Source organism: Nocardioides sp. (genome assembly GCF_035503875.1).
In the GTDB taxonomy this organism is placed as follows: domain Bacteria; phylum Actinomycetota; class Actinomycetes; order Propionibacteriales; family Nocardioidaceae; genus Nocardioides.
This window is the reverse complement of sequence record NZ_DATJTA010000018.1, coordinates 1-16997: the sequence shown is the minus strand read 5'-3', so window position 1 is coordinate 16997 and position 16997 is coordinate 1. Positions and strand designations below refer to the sequence as shown.

17 protein-coding genes and 1 pseudogene are annotated in these 16997 nt (G+C 73.9%); 7 read left to right on the top strand and 11 right to left on the bottom strand.

Annotated elements, in window-relative coordinates; genetic code table 11:
- Nucleotides 1-33: 33 nt before the first annotated feature.
- Entirely contained in the window at nucleotides 34-900 is an 867-nt protein-coding gene (locus tag VMF51_RS04785) for an A/G-specific adenine glycosylase (RefSeq protein ID WP_325473261.1), read from the bottom strand.
- Between the two features lie 79 nt (nucleotides 901-979).
- Between VMF51_RS04785 and VMF51_RS04780 the strand changes: the two genes are divergently transcribed.
- A complete protein-coding gene (locus VMF51_RS04780) occupies nucleotides 980-1834 on the top strand; it encodes a hypothetical protein (RefSeq protein ID WP_325473260.1) in 855 nt (284 codons plus the stop codon).
- 124 nt (nucleotides 1835-1958) lie between these two features.
- On the opposite strand, the gene disA is transcribed toward VMF51_RS04780, so the two are convergent.
- Together disA and radA are read right to left on the bottom strand one after the other, a co-directional pair.
- The gene (gene disA / locus VMF51_RS04775) at nucleotides 1959-3041 is read right to left on the bottom strand and encodes a DNA integrity scanning diadenylate cyclase DisA (RefSeq protein ID WP_325473259.1); all 1083 of its coding nucleotides are present in this window, start codon (nucleotides 3039-3041) and stop codon (nucleotides 1959-1961) included.
- Nucleotides 3042-3091: 50 nt separating this feature from the next.
- Entirely contained in the window at nucleotides 3092-4528 is a 1437-nt protein-coding gene (gene radA, locus VMF51_RS04770; protein ID WP_325473258.1) for a DNA repair protein RadA, read from the bottom strand.
- A gap of 153 nt (nucleotides 4529-4681) precedes the next feature.
- Here radA and VMF51_RS04765 point away from each other — a divergent pair, with 153 nt between their 5' ends.
- Nucleotides 4682-5713, top strand: coding sequence for a LacI family DNA-binding transcriptional regulator (locus tag VMF51_RS04765; protein ID WP_325473257.1), 1032 nt, complete (start codon nucleotides 4682-4684; stop codon nucleotides 5711-5713).
- 6 nt (nucleotides 5714-5719) lie between these two features.
- Here VMF51_RS04765 and surE read toward each other — a convergent pair whose 3' ends face one another.
- Nucleotides 5720-7114, bottom strand: coding sequence for a 5'/3'-nucleotidase SurE (gene surE, locus VMF51_RS04760; protein ID WP_325473256.1), 1395 nt, complete (start codon nucleotides 7112-7114; stop codon nucleotides 5720-5722).
- A 109-nt stretch (nucleotides 7115-7223) separates the two neighbouring features.
- Between surE and VMF51_RS04755 the strand changes: the two genes are divergently transcribed.
- Nucleotides 7224-8129, top strand: a complete 906-nt coding sequence (locus VMF51_RS04755; RefSeq protein ID WP_325473255.1) for a LysR family transcriptional regulator — start codon at nucleotides 7224-7226, stop codon at nucleotides 8127-8129.
- On the opposite strand, the gene VMF51_RS04750 is transcribed toward VMF51_RS04755, so the two are convergent.
- The 3 genes from VMF51_RS04750 to VMF51_RS04740 form a co-directional block, all read right to left on the bottom strand.
- Nucleotides 8126-8713, bottom strand: coding sequence for a class I SAM-dependent methyltransferase (locus tag VMF51_RS04750; RefSeq protein WP_325473254.1), 588 nt, complete (start codon nucleotides 8711-8713; stop codon nucleotides 8126-8128). The two genes, VMF51_RS04755 and VMF51_RS04750, sit on opposite strands and share 4 nt — an antisense overlap.
- A gap of 104 nt (nucleotides 8714-8817) precedes the next feature.
- Nucleotides 8818-9456: a VOC family protein gene (locus tag VMF51_RS04745; RefSeq protein ID WP_325473253.1), complete on the bottom strand. Its 639-nt coding sequence runs from the start codon at nucleotides 9454-9456 to the stop codon at nucleotides 8818-8820.
- 76 nt (nucleotides 9457-9532) lie between these two features.
- Complete coding sequence (locus VMF51_RS04740; protein ID WP_325473252.1) at nucleotides 9533-10294, bottom strand: hypothetical protein; 762 nt, start codon at nucleotides 10292-10294, stop codon at nucleotides 9533-9535.
- Between the two features lie 43 nt (nucleotides 10295-10337).
- On the opposite strand from VMF51_RS04740, the gene VMF51_RS04735 reads away from it, so the two are divergent.
- Genes VMF51_RS04735 through VMF51_RS04720 form a run of 4 tightly spaced genes read left to right on the top strand, consistent with a single transcriptional unit; the run spans nucleotide 10338 to nucleotide 13512 of the window.
- Complete coding sequence (locus tag VMF51_RS04735) at nucleotides 10338-11279, top strand: Ppx/GppA phosphatase family protein (protein WP_325473251.1); 942 nt, start codon at nucleotides 10338-10340, stop codon at nucleotides 11277-11279.
- Nucleotides 11276-12070, top strand: a complete 795-nt coding sequence (locus tag VMF51_RS04730; RefSeq protein ID WP_325473250.1) for a sugar phosphate isomerase/epimerase — start codon at nucleotides 11276-11278, stop codon at nucleotides 12068-12070. The genes VMF51_RS04735 and VMF51_RS04730 overlap by 4 nt, the downstream gene beginning before the upstream one ends.
- A 9-nt stretch (nucleotides 12071-12079) precedes the next feature.
- A complete protein-coding gene (locus VMF51_RS04725; RefSeq protein WP_325473249.1) occupies nucleotides 12080-12778 on the top strand; it encodes an ABC transporter ATP-binding protein in 699 nt (232 codons plus the stop codon).
- Nucleotides 12775-13512 (top strand): ABC transporter permease, encoded by a 738-nt coding sequence (locus tag VMF51_RS04720; protein WP_325473248.1) that lies wholly within the window; start codon nucleotides 12775-12777, stop codon nucleotides 13510-13512. The genes VMF51_RS04725 and VMF51_RS04720 overlap by 4 nt, the downstream gene beginning before the upstream one ends.
- A gap of 12 nt (nucleotides 13513-13524) precedes the next feature.
- On the opposite strand, the gene VMF51_RS04715 is transcribed toward VMF51_RS04720, so the two are convergent.
- The 4 genes and pseudogenes from VMF51_RS04715 to VMF51_RS04700 all read right to left on the bottom strand — a co-directional run.
- Entirely contained in the window at nucleotides 13525-14361 is an 837-nt protein-coding gene (locus VMF51_RS04715; RefSeq protein ID WP_325473247.1) for a protein-glutamate O-methyltransferase CheR, read from the bottom strand.
- Complete coding sequence (locus VMF51_RS04710; protein ID WP_325473246.1) at nucleotides 14358-15470, bottom strand: chemotaxis response regulator protein-glutamate methylesterase; 1113 nt, start codon at nucleotides 15468-15470, stop codon at nucleotides 14358-14360. Before VMF51_RS04710 ends, VMF51_RS04715 begins: the two co-directional genes overlap by 4 nt.
- A gap of 284 nt (nucleotides 15471-15754) precedes the next feature.
- Entirely contained in the window at nucleotides 15755-16648 is an 894-nt protein-coding gene (locus VMF51_RS04705; protein WP_325473245.1) for a hypothetical protein, read from the bottom strand.
- 48 nt (nucleotides 16649-16696) lie between these two features.
- A pseudogene (locus tag VMF51_RS04700) lies at nucleotides 16697-16997 on the bottom strand (methyl-accepting chemotaxis protein); the annotation flags it as partial.

Here is a 16997-nt window from a genome sequence, read left to right as displayed (position 1 = left end):
CGCCCCGGGGGGGGCCCACGCCGACTCGGCATTTCAGGGCAGGGCGTAGGTGTCCGGCCCGGCGGCGACGACCAGGCCGTCCTCGACGAGGCCGGCCAGGCAGCGGACCCGCTGGGCCTCCTCGCTCCAGACGGCGTCGAGCCGGCTGCGGTGCACGGGCCCGTCGTCGTCGCGCAGCACCGCCAGCAGCCGGCCCCGGCACTGCCGGTCGGTCCCGGCCCACGACTGCACCTTCCGCGGCGGCCCGTCGTACGCCGGGAAGCCGGCAGCCCTCCAGGTGCAGCCATCGGCCACCGGGCAGGCCGAGCAGCGGGGCTTGGCGGCCGTGCAGACCAGCGCGCCGAGCTCCATCAACGCGATCGACCAGGTGGCCGCGGTCGGCTCGTCGAGGGGCAGCAGCTCGGCGGCCACCTCACGCTCCGCTCTGGTGACGCTCGGTGCGGGCAGCTCGGAGCCCCGCACGACCCGGGCCAGGACCCGGCGGACGTTGGTGTCGAGGACGACGTGCCGCCTGCCGAAGCCGAAGGTGGCGATCGCGGCGGCGGTGTAGTCGCCGATGCCGGGCAGCGCCAGGAGGTCGTCGTACGACGACGGCACCTCGCCGCCGTGCTCGGCGACGATCGCGGTGGCCGCCGCGTGCAGCCGCAGCGCGCGACGCGGGTAGCCGAGCCGGCCCCACGCCCGGACCGCCTCGCCAACCGGCTCCGCGGCGAGGTCGGCGGGCCGGGGCCATCGCTCGAGCCACGCCTCGTGCACGGGCAGCACCCGGTTGACCGGCGTCTGCTGGAGCATGAACTCCGAGACCATCACCGACCACGGGGACGCCTGGGGACCCCGCCAGGGGAGCTCGCGCGCGTGGACGTCGTACCACTCGAGCAGGGGGTCGTGGAGGTCGCTCATCGCGACCATTCTGACCCGTCCCGCCGACGGTCGGTGTGGCAGCCCGACGAGCGGTGGCGCGCTGGATAGCGTTGACCCCATGACTGCCCGGAACCGCCCGCCGATGACCCGTGGGCCGCTCCCGGCGAGGGTCTACTGGCGCCGGCGCCTCGCCGTGCTGGCTGTCGCGATGCTGCTGGTGCTCGGTGTCGCCCGTCTGCTCGGGGCCGGCAGCGACGGCTCCTCCGGTGGCGACACGGCCAGCCTGGCGGACGCGCCCGCCTCCGCGACGAACAGCCCGACCGAGACCCGCTCGACCGGTCGGGCGACTCCGGTCGGTCCGAGCGCACCGGCGGCCACCCCCACGCCGACGCCCACGCCGACCGAGCCTGTCCTGGCCACCCCCGACGGCCCGTGCGCCGACGGGGACATCGCCGTGACTCCCGAGGTGAGGACGGCGATCGCCGGCCCACGCCACGGCGCCACGATCGACCTGCAGTTGCGCACGATCTCCGCCGAGGCGTGCACGTGGAAGGTCAACCCGCGGTCGCTGACGCTGAAGATTACCTCCGGCAAGGACGACATCTGGAGCAGCCGCGAGTGCCCCCGGGTCCTGCCCCGGCAGGAGGTGACCGTCCGGCGGGCCGTCTCCACGACTCTCAGCGTCGCCTGGAACGCCAAGCGCTCCGACGAGGACTGCTCGAAGGTCACGGCCTGGGCGCTCCCGGGCTGGTACCACGTCTCGGCGGCCGCGCTCGCCGGTGAGCCGTCCGAGGTGCAGTTCGAGCTGCTCGCCCCCCAGCCCGCCGTCGTCACCCAGACCGCGGAGCCGAAGCAGGACACGGGCAAGAAGGGCAAGAAGACCCGGAAGAACAAGCGGGACGACACCGCCCCCACCGAGGAGCCCGCCTCGTCCGGGGAGCCCAGCGGAGCGGTCGAGCCCGACCTGGGCTAGTCGGGCTCAGCGCCCCGGTTACACGTACCTGGTCTCGACACGCCGGTCGCGACCTCGTGCCTCGGTCGCGCGGCTCGCTCGACCACCATCAACGCTACGAGTAACAGGGACGCAAGCGCCCCGGTTACACGTAGCGTTCCAGAATGGTCGACTCGGCGAGCCGGGAGAGACCCTCGCGGACGCTGCGGGCGCGCAGCTCGCCGACGCCCTCGACGGCCTGCAGGTCGTCGATGCCGGCCGAGAGCAGCTTCTGCAGGGTGCCGAAGTGGTCGACGAGGCGGTCGACGACCGAGCCGGGCAGCCGCGGCACCTTGGCCAGCAGCCGGTAGCCGCGGGGCGCCACGGCGCCGTCGAGGTGTTCGCCGTTGCCGAGGCCCAGCACCCGCGCGGCGGAGGCGGGGTCGACCAGTTCGGTGGCGGACAGCGCCTCCAGCTTGGTCAGCAGCTCCTCGGGGCTGCGGGTACGCCGTCCCGAGGGGAGGTAGTCGCGGATGACCAGCTCGCGCTCGGCGTCGACGCCGGTGACGAGCTCCTCCAGCTGCAGGGACAGCAGCCGGCCGTCGGTGCCGAGCTCGAGCACGTAGTCCTCGATCTCGCGGGCGATCCGGGTGACCATCTCGAGGCGCTGGGCGACGACGGCGACGTCGCGCACCGTCACCAGGTCCTCGATCTCCAGGGCGGAGAGGGTGCTGGAGACCTCGTCGAGCCGGAGCTTGTAGCGCTCCAGGGTCGCCAGGGCCTGGTTCGCGCGGGACAGGATCTGCCCGGAGTCCTCGAGGACGTGGCGGGTCTCGCCGACGTACGCCGCGATGATCTGCATCGACTGGGAGACCGAGATGACGGGGAAGCCGGTCTGGCGGGCGACCCGGTCGGCCGTGCGGTGGCGGGTGCCGGTCTCCTCCGAGGGGATGGTGTGGTCGGGCATCAGGTGGACGGCCGCCCGGATGATCCGGGTCAGGTCCTTGTCGACGATGATGCCGCCGTCCATCTTGGCGAGCTCGCGCAGGCCGGTCGCGGTGAACGGCACGTCCAGCACGAAGCCTCCGGTCGAGATCGACTCGACGGTCTTGTCGTTGCCGAGCACCACCAGGGCGCCGGTGCGCCCGCGCAGGATGCGCTCCAGTCCGTCGCGCATCGCGGTCCCGGGGGCGATCAAGGCAAGCGTGGCCCGGAGGCGGAGCACCTCGTCCGTGCGGTCGGTGGGCAAGCCAGGTCCCTTCGTCACCCTGCGGCAGCACCTTGCCGCTAGCGCACACCCTAACCGTCGGCGACCTCCCGCAAGGGCGTCTGCCGTCCGTCCGTCACCTTGAGCAGACGCAGGGCGGTGTCGACGTCGGGAACCTCGATCACCCGCATGCCGTCGACGGTGCGCGGTTCGTGGCGCTGGGCGGCCCACGAGGGGGAGCGGCTGCCCGGCTGGGCGGGGACGACCGCGACCTGGAAGCCCAGTCGCGCCGCCTCGGCGAGCCGCTGCGGGAGGTCGCGGACCCGGCGCAGCTCACCCGCGAGCCCGATCTCGCCCATCGCCACGACGCCCCGGGGCGGGATCGCGCCCTGGCTCGCGGAGGCGAGGGCCACGGCGACGGCCAGGTCGACAGCGGGCTCGGTGAGCTTGGCGCCCCCGACCGTGGAGGCGAACACGTCCTGGCTGTGCAGCCGCAGGCCGCAGTGTTGCTGCAGCACGGCCAGCACCATCGCCATCCGTGCGCCGTCGAGGCCCGAGGTGGTACGTCGGGGGCGCTCCAGCGGCGACTGGGTGACCAGGGCCTGCACCTCGGCCAGCAGCGGCCGGCGGCCCTCCATGGTCACGGCCACGCAGGTGCCGGGCACCTGGGTGTGGTGGTTCTCGACGAACAGCCCCGTGGGATCGGTGACCGCGCTGATGCCTTCGCTGGAGAGGTCGAAGCAGCCCACCTCGTCGATCGGGCCGAAGCGGTTCTTCATCGCCCGGACCATCCGGAAGCGGGAGTTGCGGTCGCCCTCGAAGTGCAGCACGACGTCGACGAGGTGCTCCAGCACGCGCGGGCCGGCGATCGAGCCGTCCTTGGTGACGTGGCCAACCATCACGGTGGTGATGTTGCGGGTTTTGGCGACCCGGATCAGCGCGGCGGCGACCTCCTTGACCTGGGTGACCCCGCCGGGGACGCCCTCGATGCCGGAGGCGCCGATGGTCTGCACGGAGTCGACGACCAGCAGGCTCGGCCGGACCTCCTCGATGTGGGTGAGCACGGCGCCGAGATCGGTCTCGGCGGCGAGGTAGAGCTCGTCGTGGACCCCGCGGGTGCGGTCGGCACGCAGCCGCACCTGGGACGCGGACTCCTCGCCGGTGACGTAGAGCGTGCGGTGCTGGTGGCGGGCGGTCTGCGCCGCGACCTCGAGGAGGAGGGTGCTCTTGCCGACGCCGGGCTCGCCCGCGAGCAGGATCGCCGCCCCCGGGACCAGGCCGCCGCCGAGCACCCGGTCGAGCTCCGGCACCCCGCTGGAGCGGAACGCCGACTCGGTCACCGAGACCTGGCCGATCGGGACGGCCCGGGTCGTCACCGGCGCCGCGGCGGTGCGCATCGTGGGCGCCGCGGCCTCGGCCACCGAGCCCCATGCCTGGCACTCCCCGCAGCGGCCGACCCACTTGCCGGTCTCCCAGCCGCACTCGGCGCAGCGGTAGGCGGGGCGCTGTTTGGGTGCGGGCTTCGGCATGCCCCCGACGGTAGGGGACGGCGCCGACAACCGCCGGTCCGGCCGCCGCGACGCTCCGGCCGGACCTCCGCGGTCGCCGTACAGGCGCCCCGGTGCGTCGATATGCTGGCTTGGAACGATCAAGACGCAGTCCGCAGAGGGAGTGAAGGTCGGATGGGCAGGATCCCTGGTCGGGTCCCGTCGGCACCGCCGACCCTCGCCGACGTCGCCGAGCTCGCCGGGGTCTCCCGGCAGACCGTCTCCAACGCCGTCAACAACCCCGACCTGCTGCGCAGCGACACCCTGCAGCGGGTGCAGGAGGCGATCACCTCGCTCGGCTACCTGCCGAACCGGGCCGCCCGCAACCTGCGCACCCGTGCCTCCCACCTGATCGGCCTGCGGATCACCGCGGTCCAGGAGGGTACGGCGAACGCCACGATGGACCGCTTCGTGCACTCCCTGGTCGACAGCTCCCGCGAGGCCGGCTACCACGTGCTGCTCTTCTCGGGCGAGCCCGGCGACCCGCTCGCGGGGTACGACGACCTGCTGCGGTCCACGGCCGTGGACGCGTTCGTCGTCACCGACACCTACCTCGGCAACCCGCAGGCGACCTGGCTGGGGTCGCGGCGGGCGCCGTTCGTGGCCTTCGGCCGGCCCTGGGCCGACCCGGACGCCGCGCACCCGTGGGTCGACGTCGACGGCGCCGCGGGCTGCGACCTGGCGACCTCCCACCTGCTCGACAAGGGCCACCAGCGGGTCGCCTGGATCGGCTGGCGCAAGGACTCCTACATCGGGGAGGACCGGCGCTCGGGCTGGAGCCGCGCCATGCGCTCGCGCGGCCTGCCGACGACGGGCCTGGCCTCCCGCGTCGAGGACACCGTCGCCTCGGGCCGGGAGGCGAGCGCGGTGCTGCTCGACGAGGCCAACCCGACGGCGTTCGTCTGCGCCAGCGACACCCTGGCCATGGGGGTGCTGAACACCCTCGCCGAGCGGGGCCTGGCCGCCGGCCGCGACATCGCCGTGGTCGGCTTCGACGACTCCCAGGTCGCGCAGGTGGTCCCGCCGGGCCTCACCTCGGTGCGCCAGCCGCTGGAGGACGTCGCCGCCGAGGTCGTCACGGCCCTCGAGAAGCTGCTCGGACATCCCCCGACCGCCCACCGCGGCGTGCTCCTCACGCCGACACTGGCGGTGCGGGGGACGTCCTGACGGGCGTCAGCCCAGCCGCACCCGAAGCGTGCCCCGGGACGGGGCCAGCGCGTCGGTGCCGGCGAAGCGCACCTGCACCGTCACCGTGCCGCTGAGCGCACGGCGGGCGAGCGCGGCCCGGACCGGCTTGATCCGGAGCGAGCCGGTGAACCGGCAGGCGCCGTCGACGCTGCGCAGGGCGAGGGTGCGCGCGCCGCGTACCGCGACCTTGCGCCGGGTGCCGTCGACGCGCACCGTGCCGTGGGCGGTGACGCTCACCGACCCGCGGCACGCGGCGGCCGCGCCGTCGAGCCGACCCGAGACGACAGTGGCGTAGGGCCGCTTCCGGTCCCGCTTCGGCGTGGCGGTGGCCCGGACCGAGGTCGCGGTCACGGTCGGCGCCGGGTCGACCGGCGCCGCCGGCGGCAGGGTCCAGTCACCGTCCAGGGGCGTGATCGAGATGCGGTTGCCCGCGAGCGCGGTCGTGTCGGCGCCCTGGCGGGTCTCGGCGGCCGGGGTGCCGGCGGTGACCTGGTAGGTGCCGCCCGTGCTCGGGACGTCGCCGGTGTAGGTCAGCCCGATGTCGTTCGAGGCGCCCAGGACGGTCCTGACCGGCGCGCCGAGCGTCGCGCCTGCCTCGACGAACGGGTGGTTGACGTTGAGCAGCAGGTCGCCGTCCAGGTCGTCCGCGGCGACCAGGTCCCCGAGCAGCTCGACGGCGTACGCCGCGGTCTGCGCGAAGGGCACGTTCGGGATCTGGGCCAGGTCGTGGGGCACCTCCGCACTGAACGCGATCGCGGGGACCGCGTGCTCGTGCGCGGTGACGACGGCGCCGACGGTGCCGGAGTGGTTCGCGGTGGTGCCGACGTTCTGCCCGAAGTTCACGCCCGAGAGCACGACGTCCGGGCCGCCGACCCAGTGCGTGGCGGCGAAGCGACCGAGGGCGACGTACACCGCGTCCGACGGCGACGCCGAGGGCGTCTCGGACGTGCAGGCGTCGGCGGCCTGGCAGACGCCGAACACCGCCCCGGCAGCACCGGCGCCGGCGCAGTCCCCGGCGTACGCCGCGGGCGGGCTCACCGCCTGCACGGTCAGCGGCACCGGGGCGAACCCGGGCACCGTCATCTTGCCGCCGACGCCGCTCTGCTGGCGCCAGGGGGCGACCACGAGCACGTCGGCCCCGGCCGCGCACAGGGCCTTGCGCAGCTCGTAGAGCCCCTTGCCGTCGGTGCCGTACGACGAGTCCGCGGCGCGGGCGCTGTCGTCGTTGGTGAGGAGCACCTTCAGCCCGACGATCGAGGCCGACGGCGCGGCGGCCGTGGCCGTTCCCGGTGCGGCGCCCAGGACGCCGGTGAGCACGGTGGTCAGGGAGACGGTCAGCGCGACGGCCGTCGCCAGGGCCGTCCGGTGGATGGGTCGCATGGTTCTCCTCGTCGCAGGGGTCGGATCGCGCCTACATTCGGCTCGGAGCCATCGGCGGGTCCAAGACCCGATGGGTGTGGCTCGGGGCTCGACAGGTGGGGGAGGCGCGGTGAACATCCAGCAGCTGCGCTACGTGGTCGAGACCGCGGAGCGGGGCAGCATGACCGCCGCGGCGGCCGCGCTGTACGTCGCCCAGCCCGCGCTGAGCCGCGCCGTACGGCGGCTGGAGCGGGAGCTGCGGATCACCCTGTTCCAGCGCGCCGGACGGGGCGTCGCGCTGACCGCCCAGGGGGAGGCGTTCGTCGCCCGGGCGCGGCGGGTGCTGCACGGCGTGGACGCGCTGCGCGGCCTGGGGGAGCACCCCGGTACCGGTGAGCGGGACGTCCTCCTGGTGATCGCGGCGTCCCCGACCCTGCAGGCGTCGCTGGCGCTGCCGATCCTGGCCGCGCTGCGCGACCAGGGCGCCTCTGCCCCGACCCGGCTGCTCGGGTGCGGCGCGAGCCGCGAGGTGCACGACCTGGTGGCGGAGGGGCGCGCCGACATCGGGCTCTGCGATCATCCGGTCGAGTCCGAGCTCGCCGTGGTGCCGCTCGGCCCCGCCGAGGTCACGCTCGTCTCTCCCGCCGGCCTCGACCTGCCCGACCCGATCTCGGTCGACCGGCTCGGCGACGTACCCCTCGTGCTGCCGACCGCGGGCACCGACCGGCGCGCGGACCTAGACCGGTTCTTCGAGGCCGTGGGCGTGACCCCGACCGTCTCCGTCGAGAGCGACGAGCGGAGCGTGTGGCTCGAGAGCGTCCGGCGCGGGCTCGCGTCGTGCATCTGGCACAGCGCGGAGAGCCTGCGGCTCACCGGGTCCGACGTCGTGGTGCGCAGCTTCGACCCCGCGCTACACCAGGAGCTGCACGCCGTGCACCTGGCCGAGCGCTCCTCGCCGGTCAAGGACCACCTGCTCGACGTGCTGCGCGAGCTCTCCGAGCTGCGGAGGAGCGGTCCGCCCCCGGTGCCGAGCTAGAAGTCGCGCGACCAGACGTTGACGGCGTAGTCGACCTCGGTGCCCGCGTGCCCGGCGAGCGCCTCCTCGGCCACGTCGGGGGTGAGCTCGATCCGGACCACCGCCTCCAGGTCGGCGCGGGAGGAGAACGACCACCGCATGTCGACCGGGGTACGCCGCCAGCCCCGCGTCGACCAGAAGCGCTGGACCTCGTCGGGGTCGACCTCGGGGAACGCGCGACGGAACCAGCCGCCGAACGTCGAGCGGGTGGGGTCGTTGTCGATCACGAACGCCGTGCCGCCCCGTCGTACGACGCGGTCCAGCTCGGCCAGCCCGGGCTCGCAGCCGGGGCCGAAGAAGTAGGCCCAGCGGGCGTGCACGACGTCGACCGAGGCGTCGGGGACCGGCAGGGACTGGGCGCTTCCCTGCACCACCTGCACGTGGCGCAGCCGCTTGGTCCGGCGGCGCGCGATGGCGACCAGGTCCGGGTGCGGCTCGACGCCCGTCACCGAGGCGGCGGTCTCGGCGAAGCGGGGCAGGTGGAAGCCGGTGCCGCAGCCGACGTCGAGGACGGCGCGGCCCGCCCAGGGCGCCTGAGCGGCCATCGCGGCCTCGATCAGGCCGTCCGGGTCGACCGCGCGGTTCTCGATCTCGTACGTCGCGGTGTGGTGCCAGATGTTGGGGCTGGGTCGGGCCCCGGGAGAGACGTTCAGATCCGCACGAGCCCGTTGGGCGTCTGCACCTGCGCGGCGATCACGCCGGGCGTGCCGTGCGGGGCGACCCACTCGACCTTGACGTCCTCCAGCGGCGCCTCGACGGTCTCGCCGAGCCACTCGCTGACCCGCTGCGGGTCGCCGGCGATCTCCAGGCAGGCCAGGGCGTAGGCGCCGTCCGCGCCGGCGCTGGGCCGCTGCTCGACCGGGCTCTGCCACTCGATGAAGAACGGCAGCTGCGGGTCGGCGATCAGGCCGTGGACGCCGATCTGCTTCCAGCGCAGGTCGGTGCCGTCGGGGACGTGCCGGTTGCCCTGCACGGCCTCGCGGCCGAGCCGCGACTCCACCGTGGTGATGTCGGGGACCGAGACGACCCAGCCGAGCCAGCCGCCGCCGAGCGCCGAGCGGGCGCGGACGGCCTGGCCGAAGGGGGCCTTGTCGGACGCCGGGTGGTCGAGCACCTCGACGATCTCGAGGTACGTGCCGCCCGCGAGGGCCAGCGTCATGTTCCGGGTGCCGAAGCGGGGGTGCACCCCGCCGTCGACGAAGGACCGGCCGAGCAGTGCCCCGATGCGCTCGGCGGTGCTCGCGAGGCCATCCGGTCCGGCTGCGTAAGAAAGGTGGTCCAGGCGCATACCAGGATTGTGGGCGAGCCCGTCGCGGCCCCGGACAGCGGGGTCAGGATCTCTTGACGTCGAGAGAGAAAAGGCGTCAGTGCGGGTCGGCCGGGTGCAGCGCCAGGGCCGAGCGGGAGCGCAGGTGCGCCTCGCAGTGCCGGGCCAGCTCGTCGTACGCCGCCCGGCCCATCAGCGCGACCAGCTCGGGCGCCGAGGTGAGGTAGAGCGGCTCGACCGCGACGTGGGCCTCGGTGTTGCCGGTGCAGTACCAGTCCAGGTCGTGCCCGCCCGGACCCCAGCCGCGCCGGTCGTACTCGCCGATCGAGACCTCGGTGTACGACGACCCGTCGGGCCGCTCGACCTCGCGGAAGGTACGCCGGAGCGGCAGCTGCCAGCAGACGTCCGGCTTGGTCTCGAGGGGGTTCCTCCCCAGCGTGAAGGCCAGAGCGTGCAGGGCGCACCCGGCTCCCGCGGCGAAGTCGGTGCGGTTGTGGAAGATGCACGCCTGCTGGCCGTCGACCTCGATGGTGAGCGTCTTGCGCTCGCCGTCGTCGTCGAGCTCCACCCAGTCCTCCCGCCGGACCTCGCCGGCGGGCTTGTGCTGCCACAGCCCCTCGTCGAGCTGGGCGACGAACCCGGCGACCCGCTCCTCGTCCTCGTCGTCGGCGAAGTGCGCGCCCAGGGTGCAGCAGCCGACGTCGGGTGCGTCGGCGTAGATGCCGGGGCAGCCCTGGCCGAAGATGCAGGTGTAGCTCGACGTGAGCCATGTCAGGTCGCAGCGCATCAGCTCGGTCTCGTCGGCCGGGTTCACGAACTCCACCCAGGCGCGGGGGAAGACCAGGTCGACCTCGGGCACCCGTCCAGCGTACGGCCCGGCCCGCGACAGGTACGTTGGAGACATGCGCGTGGGCGTCCTCGACATCGGGTCCAACACCGGCCACCTGCTCGTGGTCGATGCCCACGGCGGCGCGGCCCCGCTGCCGGCGTACTCCCACAAGGAGCCGCTGCGGCTCGCCGAGCACCTCGACGCCGCGGGCGCGGTCACCCAGGTCGGCATCGACGCGCTGACGGAGTTCACCGCCGGCGCCCTGCTGGTCGCGGAGGACAAGGGCTGCGAGGACATGCTCGCGTTCGCGACCTCGGCCGTGCGGGACGCGACGAACTCCGAGGCCGTCCTCGAGCACGTGCGCGAGCGCACCGGCGTCGACATCGGGGTGCTGTCGGGCGAGGACGAGGCCCGGCTGACCTTCCTCGCCGTACGACGCTGGTTCGGCTGGTCCGCCGGCCGGCTGGCCGTCTTCGACATCGGCGGTGGCTCGCTGGAGATCGCGGGCGGGCCGGACGAGGCCCCCGACGTGGCCTGGTCGCTGCCGCTCGGGGCGGGCCGGCTGGCCCGGGCCTGGTTCGGCGACGAGGCACCCGACGACGACACGATCCGCGGGGTCCGCAAGGAGATCCGGGCACAGATCGCGCGCGACGCGGGCAACCTGCTGCGCGCCGGCGTCCCAGACCGGGCGGCCGCGACCTCCAAGACCTTCCGGTCGCTGGCGCGCATCTGCGGGGCGGCGCCCTCGGCCGACGGCGCCCTGGTGCCGCGCACGCTGCCGCTGCGCGAGCTGAGCGCGTGGATCCCCAAGCTGGCGGCGATGACGCTCGCCGAGCTGAGCGAGCTGCCCGGCGTCTCCCCGAGCCGCGCCCACCAGATCCTGCCGGGCGCGCTGGTCGCGGAGGCCTGCATGGACATCTTCGACCTGACCGAGCTGGAGATCTGCCCGTGGGCGCTGCGCGAGGGCGTCATCCTCGAGCGGCTCGACCAGATGTCGGTCCTGGCCACGCCGTGAGCCCGGTCCGGATCGGCCTGTCGACGTCCTCGGTCTACCCCGAGTCGTCGGCCCACGCCTTCGGCTACGCCGCCTCCCTCGGGTACGACGCGGTGGAGGTGATGGTCGGCATCGACTCGCTGAGCCAGCAGACCAGCGCGATCGCACAGCTCTCCGAGCACCACCAGATCCCCGTGTCGGCCGTGCACGCGCCCTGCCTGCTCTTCACGCAGCGGGTCTGGGGAACCGAGCCGTGGGGCAAGCTGGAGCGCTCGGCGGAGATGGCGCACGAGGTCGGTGCGGAGGTGGTCGTCGTGCACCCGCCGTTCCGGTGGCAGAAGGAGTACGCCGCCGGCTTCGTCGACGGCATCGCGGCACTCGAGGCGTCGACCGGCATCGCCTTCGCGGTCGAGAACATGTATCCCTGGCGGGCCTCGCAGAAGCGCGGCATGGAGATGTACCTGCCCGGCTGGGACCCCTCGGCCGAGCCCTACGCCAACACCACCATCGACCTCTCGCACGCCGCGATCGCCCAGTCCGACGTGATCGCGATGGCCGACCGGCTCGGTCCCCGGCTGCGGCACGTCCATCTCACCGACGGCAGCGGCTCGGCCAAGGACGAGCACCTGGTCCCCGGCCGCGGCTCGATGGGCGCGGCGGCGTTCCTCCGGCACATCGCGGCCGCCGGGTTCGCCGGCGAGATCGTGCTGGAGATCAACACCCGGCGGTGCAACACCCGTGAGGAGCGGATCGCCGACCTGCGCGAGTCGCTGGCCTTCGCCCGTGAGCACTTCGCCGTGACCACCGCCTGAGGCTGCCGGATGGTCGTCGAGGTCCGCGGCCTGTCCGTCCTCCGCGGAGGACGGCCCGTGCTGGACCGGCTCGACCTGTCCGTCGGCGAGGGCGTGACCGGGCTGCTCGGCCCGTCGGGCTGCGGCAAGTCGACGCTGCTCCGCTCGCTGGTGGGGGTGCAGCGCACCCACGGCGGCGAGGTCACCGTGCTGGGCCGCCCCGCCGGCAGCCGCGAGCTGCGCGACCGGGTCGGCTACGTCACCCAGGCCGCGAGCGTGTACGACGACCTCACCGTCGCCGAGAACCTCCGCTTCTTCGCCCGGGTGCTCGGCGTCGGAGCCGCCGAGGTCGAGCGGGCGGTCGCCGCGGTCGATCTCGCCGGCCACCGGGACGACGTCGTCGGGCGGCTCTCCGGCGGGCAGCGCTCGCGCGTCAGCCTCGCGGTGGCGCTGCTGCGCACCCCGGCGCTGCTCGTCCTCGACGAGCCGACGGTCGGGCTCGACCCGGTCCTGCGCCGGGAGCTGTGGGCACTGTTCTACCGGCTGGCCGAGGACGGCACCGCGGTGCTGGTCTCGAGCCACGTGATGGACGAGGCGGAGCGCTGCGACCGGCTGCTGCTGATGCGCGAGGGCCGGATCATCGCCGACGGCAGCCCGGCCGCGATCAAGGAGCGGGCCGGGGCGGACGACGTCGAGGGGGCCTTCCTGGCCCTAGTGGACCCGGCATGAACCCCCGGGTCACCCTCGCCGTCGCGGTCCGCGTGCTCACCCAGCTGCGCCGGGACCGACGCACGATGGCCATGCTGCTCGTGCTCCCGTGCCTGCTCATCGCGCTGTTGTGGTGGATGTTCGAGGAGACCGGCCCCACCACCTTCGACCAGGTCGGTCCGGCGCTGCTGGCGATCTTCCCGTTCACGGTGATGTTCCTGGTCACCAGCGTCACGACGCTGCGCGAGCGCAGCAGCGGCACCCTCGAGCGCCTGCTCGCGATGCCGATGGGCAAGCTCGACTTCCTCGGCGGCTACGCGCTCGCGTTCGGCGTGGTGGCCGCGGTCCAGTCCGTCCTCGCCGTGGCCCTCAGCGTCGGCCTGCTCGGTCTCGAGGTCCAGGGACCGGTCTGGCTGCTCACCGCCGTCGCCGTCGCCGACGCCCTGCTCGGTACGGCGCTGGGGCTGCTCGTGAGCGCGTTCGCCGGCTCGGAGTTCCAGGCGGTGCAGTTCATGCCGGCCGTCGTGATCCCGCAGATCCTGCTCTGCGGGCTGTTCGTGCCCCGGGGCGACCTGCCGAGCGTGCTCGGCGCGATCAGCGACCTGCTGCCGCTGAGCTACGCCACCGACGCCATGACGCACCTGACCCGGTCCGCGGCGGTCGGCGAGGTCCTGCGGGACCTGGGCGTGGTGCTGGTCGTCGCGGCCGCCGGGCTGGCGCTCGGGGCGGTGACCCTGCGGCGGCGTACGCCCTGAGCCGCGGCGTGCTCAGCGGGCCATCGCGGTCGCCGCGGCGCGCGGCTGGTAGACCGACGACCGACCGGAGGGGATCCGGTCCCAGTTGTCGTCGACGCCCATGGTCATCTCGGCGGCACCCAGGAACAGGTAGCCGTCCGGGGCCATCACGTCGCGGACCCGGCGCAGGATGTCGCGCTTGGTCTGGACGTCGAAGTAGATGAGCACGTTGCGCAGGAAGACGATGTCGAAGCGCCCCATCGGGGGGAACGGCCGGGTCAGGTTGCCCGTGCGGAAGCTGACGCCCTCCCGGATCGAGGGGTGGATGCGCCATCCCGCTCCGGCGCGCTCGAAGTGCCGCACCAGCGATGTGGCGGGCAGGCCCCGGTTGACCTCGAGCTGGGAGTACTCGCCGGTGCTGGCCCGGCGGACCATCTCCTCGGAGAGGTCGGTGCCGATCACCTCCAGGCGGAAGCCGGCGATCGCCGGGGTCTCGGCGGCCACCATCGAGACGCTGTAGGCCTCCTGCCCGCTCGAGCAGGCCGCGGACCACACGCGCAGCTGCCGGTTCGGCCGGTTGCGCGCGAGCGTCGGGAAGACCGTCGTCCGCAGGGTGTTGAACGGGTCGGCGTCGCGGAACCACGAGGTCTCGTTGGTGGTCAGCGCCTCGACGACGGCCCGCAGGGCGGCCGGGTTGCGCCGTACCTGCAGGTCGGCGACGTACGCGTCGACGTCGGCGTACCCGGCGGCCTTGGCCAGCGGGACCAGCCGCGACTCGACGAGGTACTCCTTGCCGGCGTTCAGCACGATGGCGCTCTCCGCCCGGACCACGTCGCACACGAACGTGAAGGAGGCCGCGCTGATGCTCATGAGTTCCGTCCCGTCGTCACTGCGGTCCCGGCCGGCACCAGCCGGCGGGTGATGGCACCCGCGATCTTGTCCAGCGGAAGGATCTCCTCCGCCAGCCCTGCTCCGGCGATCGCGCCGGGCATGCCCCAGACCACCGAGCTGGGCTGGTCCTGGGCGACGATGCTGCCGCCGGCCGCCACGATGGGCGCCCCACCCTTGCAGCCGTCCGAGCCCATCCCGGTCAGGACGACGGCGAGCGTGGCCGAGCCCGTGACGCTCGCCGCGCTGCGGAAGAGGACGTCGACGGCGGGCCGGCAGAAGTTCTCGGCGGGTCCTTGCGAGAGCTTGGTGACCAGGCCGCGGGCGTCGCGGACGACCTCCATGTGGAAGTCGCCGGGCGCGATGCTCACCATGCCCGGTCTCAGCACCTGGTTGTGCTCGGCCTCGACCACGTCGAAGCCCGTCTGGCGGTCGAGACGCTGCGCGAACTGGCGGGTGAACAGCGGGGGCATGTGCTGGACCAGCGCGATCGGCACGGGGAGCGGCGGCAGCGCGCCGAGCAGGCGCTGCACGGCGTCGGGTCCACCGGTGGAGCTGCCGACGACCAGCAGCTTGTAGCCGCCCACCGGCACGGGAGCGGCGGGACGCAGCGAGATCGGCACGGGGGCCGCCGCCGGACGGGCCGCGGACCCGGCCTGGGTGGGAGCGGCCGTCAGGCCGCGGGTCGGTACCAGGGCCTTGATCCGGGGGATCAGGGCGTCGCGGACCTGCTCCATCGAGCGACCCACGCTGCCCACGTTGGCGGGCTTGGCGACGTAGTCCGAGGCCCCGGCCGCGAGCGCGTCCAGGGTCGCGGAGGCGCCCCGCTCGGTGAGCGTGCTGAACATGATGATCGGCAGCTGGTGGCCCGCCGCGCGGATGCGGCGTACGCCCTCGATGCCGTCGACCTCGGGCATCTCGACGTCCATGGTGACCAGGTCCGGGCGCAGCTGCTCGATCTTCTGCAGCGAGGCGCGGCCGTTCACGGCGGTGCCGACCACCTCGATGGCCGGGTCGTCGTTGAGCACGCCGCTGACGAGCCGGCGGATGACCACCGAGTCGTCGGTCACGAGAACACGGATCTTGCTCACGTAGGTGTCACTCCACTCGGGTCAGTCGGGTCCATGCGATCCCGGAGCCGGACCGACCGGTGGTCGGTGCGTCGATCACATCGGCGCGCCGCGTCCGGACTTGAGCACTAGGACGGTGGCCTAGGGCATGTCTGCCTATTCGGAACGCCTGCTGCGCGGGTCTCCGCATCCGATCAGGCGGCGTTGTCACCGACTCGTCGGGACTCCGTCCCGCCTTCGCGGCTCCGCCTTGCCAGATCGGCGCGGAAACCCGCTCGCGACGGCGCCGAATAGGCAGACATGCCCTAACCGGCCGCGGAGTCCACCTCGCGCCAAGGGCGCAGCAGCACGTCCGCGGTCTCGGAGGGGATCAGGTCGAGGGCTGCCGTCGCCTGCACGACGCCGGAGAGCGCGTTCCACACGCCGTACGCCGCGTCCTGGACGGTGAAGCCGGCCTGGCGGAAGGCCACGGCGGCGGCGAGCTGCGCGTCGGCGCTCGAGCGCAGCCGGTCGGACAGCGACAGCGCCCAGGTGGCGTCGTGCATCGCCGGCGCCCACTCGGCCGTCCGCGCGCGGTGCCGCTCGACCGCCGTACGCCAGGCGCGGCGGGTGGCCTCGTCGGCGCCGAGCAGGTCGCCCAGCACCGGGTCGACGGCGGGCACGGCGGTGCGGGCCGGGTCGTCGGCGAGCGGCAGCCCGGCCTGCAGGAAGGGGCGGCTCATGGCGCGCCGTACGTCGGGGGGCAGCTCGCTGCCCAGGTACGCGGCGACCGCGGCGTCGGAGAGCACGTCGCCGGCCAGGGAGGCGACCGGGTCCTGGGTGAGCAGGCCGCCGGCCCCGATCCAGGTCCACTCGAGGAGGTCGCGGCGGACCAGCCGGTCGACGGCGTCGGCGTCGCCGATCCGGCTGGTCTCGAGCTGGCGCAGCAGGGTGGTGTCCCCGCCGGCCGCTCCGTCGAGCGCGGCTCCGGCGAGGCCGAGGGCGGTGCTCGCCCGCCAGGGACCGTCCTCGGAGGCGTCGGCGACGCGGACGCGGCGCCACTCCTCGCGGATCCGGTCGCCGGGATGCACCGCGGCCAGCCGGTCGACCTCGGGCGGACCGAGCGCCAGCCCGGTCCGCAGGACGACGGCCACGCGCTCGCCACCGGGGGAGCGGGTCAGGTCGAAGCCGACGGTCGAGGAGCCGACGAGCGAGTACACGGGGTCATCCTCTCGTAGGGCCGGATGACCCCGTGCCTGTTCCGGCGCTCAGGCCGTGAACTGCCCGACGGTGGTGCGCAGGGAGCCGGCCAGCCGGGCCAGCTCGTCGACGGCGACCTGGGTCTGCGTCAGCGCCTGGGTGGTGGAGTCGGCGGCTGCGGAGACCCCGGAGATGTTGGCGGCGATCTCGCCGGAGCCGGTGGATGCCTCGGCGACGTTGCGGGACATCTCGTTGGTGGTGGCGGTCTGCTCCTCGACGGCGGCGGCGATGGTGTTCTGGTAGTCGTTGATCGAGGTGATGATCTCGGCGATCTCGCCGATCGCCTCGACGGCGCCGGTGGTGTCGGCC

Excerpts from the sequence above, each read along its gene's own strand:
- VMF51_RS04785 (WP_325473261.1), bottom strand. The coding sequence starts at position 900 with ATGAGCGACCTCCACGACCCCCTGCTCGAGTGGTACGACGTCCACGCG.
- VMF51_RS04780 (WP_325473260.1), top strand. The coding sequence starts at position 980 with ATGACTGCCCGGAACCGCCCGCCGATGACCCGTGGGCCGCTCCCGGCG.
- radA (WP_325473258.1), bottom strand. The coding sequence starts at position 4,528 with ATGCCGAAGCCCGCACCCAAACAGCGCCCCGCCTACCGCTGCGCCGAG.
- VMF51_RS04765 (WP_325473257.1), top strand. The coding sequence starts at position 4,682 with ATGGGCAGGATCCCTGGTCGGGTCCCGTCGGCACCGCCGACCCTCGCC.
- surE (WP_325473256.1), bottom strand. The coding sequence starts at position 7,114 with ATGCGACCCATCCACCGGACGGCCCTGGCGACGGCCGTCGCGCTGACC.
- VMF51_RS04750 (WP_325473254.1), bottom strand. The coding sequence starts at position 8,713 with ATGGCCGCTCAGGCGCCCTGGGCGGGCCGCGCCGTCCTCGACGTCGGC.
- VMF51_RS04745 (WP_325473253.1), bottom strand. The coding sequence starts at position 9,456 with ATGCGCCTGGACCACCTTTCTTACGCAGCCGGACCGGATGGCCTCGCG.
- VMF51_RS04735 (WP_325473251.1), top strand. The coding sequence starts at position 10,338 with ATGCGCGTGGGCGTCCTCGACATCGGGTCCAACACCGGCCACCTGCTC.
- VMF51_RS04725 (WP_325473249.1), top strand. The coding sequence starts at position 12,080 with ATGGTCGTCGAGGTCCGCGGCCTGTCCGTCCTCCGCGGAGGACGGCCC.
- VMF51_RS04720 (WP_325473248.1), top strand. The coding sequence starts at position 12,775 with ATGAACCCCCGGGTCACCCTCGCCGTCGCGGTCCGCGTGCTCACCCAG.
- VMF51_RS04715 (WP_325473247.1), bottom strand. The coding sequence starts at position 14,361 with ATGAGCATCAGCGCGGCCTCCTTCACGTTCGTGTGCGACGTGGTCCGG.